Here is a 3,242-nt window from a genome sequence, read left to right on the forward strand (position 1 = left end):
CTGTCTACAAGACAGGCAAAGGCCTCTGGCTTTTGATAAAGGATCCAGAGTAAAGCTAAGGCATCTGTATATGCTCTGTGTGCATCATAAAAATAGCCAAGACATGAATTTAAATATTCAAGTTTCTGACCGTTAAAACCAAGTTTCGACCAGTTAATCTCTTTTAAGGAACAGGCCCAGCTTAAAGAATTTAACATTCCAAAGCGCTTATCAAAAAATGGTCTGTCAAAACCTGCATTGTGAGCAACAATAAGCGGTCTTCCTGCAAGAAAATTTGCAACCATATCATCATCAAAACTGTGGCCCTGAACCATGTCATCTGTAATATGGGTGATTTCAATTATTTCCTTTGGAATTGGCTCTTTTGGATCTTCAAATTCATCATAGTACTTATCTACCGACAGAATTATCTTTCTATCAAGAGAAAAGGTTGCCTTAACCATTCCAAGCTCGATTAACTTGCACTTTTCAAAATCCATACCTGTAGTTTCTGTATCAAGAAAAACAACAGTATGAACTCTTTCACCTTCAACAGGCTCATTTAATTTAATTGGAAAATGGGTATCAACACCATTTACAGTTAAAGGAATTCTTTCTATAAGTCGGTAGTTTTCAGGATGTGCTTTAATGTTGTCAAACATTGAAAGCGGAAAAATATTGTTATTCATTGTCTTATACACCAACAAATCCATAAATATTCATATAATAATACCAAATTATCAAACGTTAAAAAAACAAGAATGGCTCTGACAGATAAAAAGCATGATTTTGATCTTTTATTTTGTTGCAATAAGAGCAAAAATACGTATATAATCAAATACACAGTATTTTGATAGGTTTAATATAATTATTTAAGGAAACTTGCAAATGGCGCTTTTCAAATCAGTTACAGATTTAATAGGAAATACTCCACTTGTAGAGCTTACAAATATTGAAAAGCTCTTAAATTTAAAGGCAAGAGTTCTTGCAAAGGTTGAAGGTCTCAACCCATCAGGCTCTATTAAGGATAAAGCTGCCTTTTATATGATAAAAGAAGCAATTAAGGCCGGTAAAATCAATGAAAAGACAAAGATTGTTGAGCCTACATCCGGTAATACCGGTATCGGTCTTGCACTAGTTGGTGCTGCATACAACCTTGATGTTACCTTAGTTCTACCAGAGACTATGTCAGTTGAAAGAAGAAATATTCTTAAGGCTTATGGTGCTAAGCTTATTTTAACTGAAGGCTCAAAGGGCATGAAAGGCGCCATTGAAAAGGCTTTTGAACTTGCAAAAGAAGATGAGAATGTATTTATTCCGCAGCAGTTTGAAAATGAGGCTAATGTAAAGGCTCACTACGAACTTACAGGTCCTGAAATTTTCAAAGACACAGAAGGTCAGGTTGATATCTTCGTATCAGCTGTAGGCTCTGGTGGTACAGTTTCAGGTACTGGCAAATACCTAAAGGAAAAGAAGCCATCAGTTAAGATTGTTGCAGTTGAAGCTTCAGCATCTCCTGTTTTAGAAGGTGGTAAGCCAGGTCCTCATAAAATTCAGGGAATTTCAGCAGGATTCATTCCAAAGATTTATAATAGCTCAGTTGTTGATGAGATTATCGGTGTAAATGACGATGATGCTTTCAATAACGGACGTCTTCTTGCTCAAAAGGAAGGTCTGTTTATCGGTATTTCATCAGGTGCTGCACTAACTGCTGCAATTGAGCTTGCAAAGAAGGATGAGAACGAGGGTAAAACCATTGTTGTTGTGCTTCCTGACAATGGTGACAGATATCTTTCAACAGCTTTATATCATCAGGACTAATTAAGGATTTATATGACAAATAACAACCGAATTGTTGAGGCTGCCGATACTGCCATGTCAAAGGTAGATCGCAAACAGAGACTTAGAACAGCAGCTTTTTATATTGGTGCTTTAATTGCAGGTGCCATTTTAGGTTACATTGGCAACGCAACTGTAAACAGCATAACCGACGTTATTGCAACTGTATATACAAGACTTTTCAGCTTCATTGCTGTACCTGTAATTGCAGTTTCACTGATGGCTACCCTATCAAAGCTCACCCGTGGCGGTAATGGTGGAACCATTTTTGCTCATACAGTTTTCTATACTCTGCTTACAACTATTCTAGCAGCATCAGTTGGTGCACTTATTTATATTTTTGTAAGCCCTGCAAATGTTTCAGATGTAACATCAGCTGCAGCATCTTCAGTTGAAAAATATGAGTCTCTTTCATATCTTGATCATATTGTTTCAATTGTTCCAAACAATCTTTTCCAGCCATTTGTATCTGGTAATGTACTTTCAGTACTGCTAGTTGCAGCAGCTTTCGGTCTTGCAATTGCATCTTTAAAGGAAAGTGATGGCAAGAATGCTCTGATTAGCTTTATTTCAGGCTTTCAGGAGCTCTTATTCAAGCTTATTCACTGGCTGATTGCAGTATTACCATTAGGTATTCTAGCTTTTACATCTCAGCTTGTTTCTCAGCTTGAAGCAGGTGTAATTCTTGGTGGTATTGCACAGTATTTTGGTGTGGTAATTTCATCAAATCTTCTTCAGATGTTCATTATCCTTCCTGCAATCTTATTACTAAGAGGATTAAATCCATTCAAGATTGCAAGAGGTATGCTGCCAGCTTTAGCAGTTGCACTTTTCTCAAAGTCATCAGCAGGAACTCTTCCTGTAACAATTGCATCAGCTGAGGATAATCTGAATGTAGACAAGAGAGTTTCAAGATTTGTTCTACCTATTTGCACAACAATCAACATGAACGGCTGTGCTGCTTTCATTCTGATTACATCATTATTCTTAATGCAGAATGCAGGTGTTGAACTTGGAGCATCAAACTTCATTTTGTGGATTGTCATTGCTACATTTGCAGCTGTAGGTAATGCTGGCGTTCCTATGGGTTGCTACTTCCTGACAATTTCACTTGTAAGCTCAATGGGAGTAAATGTTGCTCTAATGGGTATTATTCTTCCTGTATATGCTGTAATTGACATGATTGAAACCTGCCTGAATGTATGGTCAGATTCATGTGTTGCAAATATTGTAAACAAGGAAGTTAAAGATAAGCTAGACAACTAGTAAGTCAGTATTAAATGAAGGATCCTATATTTTTAGGATCCTTTTTTTTCAAAACATAAAATTAAAACAAATATAAAGTAAAAAAAATGCCTTATATATCAATTGAGTGCGGTCAGATTGACAGTTTAGTAAAAAAGATCTCATAAAGAAAATAACAG

Annotated in this window: 3 protein-coding genes; 2 read left to right on the top strand and 1 reads right to left on the bottom strand. The window is 36.3% G+C overall.

Annotated elements, in window-relative coordinates:
* The coding region (locus tag ACJML3_RS03140) for a 3'-5' exonuclease (RefSeq protein WP_406020535.1) at positions 1-668 on the bottom strand (668 nt) is incomplete at its 3' end.
* A 199-nt stretch (positions 669-867) separates the two neighbouring features.
* Between ACJML3_RS03140 and cysK the strand changes: the two genes are divergently transcribed.
* Together cysK and ACJML3_RS03150 are read left to right on the top strand one after the other, a co-directional pair.
* On the top strand, positions 868-1,800 hold the full coding sequence (cysK, locus tag ACJML3_RS03145; RefSeq protein ID WP_406020537.1) for a cysteine synthase A: 933 nt from the start codon (positions 868-870) through the stop codon (positions 1,798-1,800).
* Between the two features lie 12 nt (positions 1,801-1,812).
* On the top strand, positions 1,813-3,084 hold the full coding sequence (locus tag ACJML3_RS03150; RefSeq protein WP_406020539.1) for a dicarboxylate/amino acid:cation symporter: 1,272 nt from the start codon (positions 1,813-1,815) through the stop codon (positions 3,082-3,084).
* Positions 3,085-3,242 lie beyond the last annotated feature (158 nt).

The sequence above is a fragment of the Succinivibrio sp. genome, from assembly GCF_045124615.1.
Lineage (GTDB): Bacteria > Pseudomonadota > Gammaproteobacteria > Enterobacterales > Succinivibrionaceae > Succinivibrio > Succinivibrio faecicola.

Excerpts from the sequence above, each read along its gene's own strand:
- cysK (WP_406020537.1), top strand. The coding sequence starts at position 868 with ATGGCGCTTTTCAAATCAGTTACAGATTTAATAGGAAATACTCCACTT.
- ACJML3_RS03150 (WP_406020539.1), top strand. The coding sequence starts at position 1,813 with ATGACAAATAACAACCGAATTGTTGAGGCTGCCGATACTGCCATGTCA.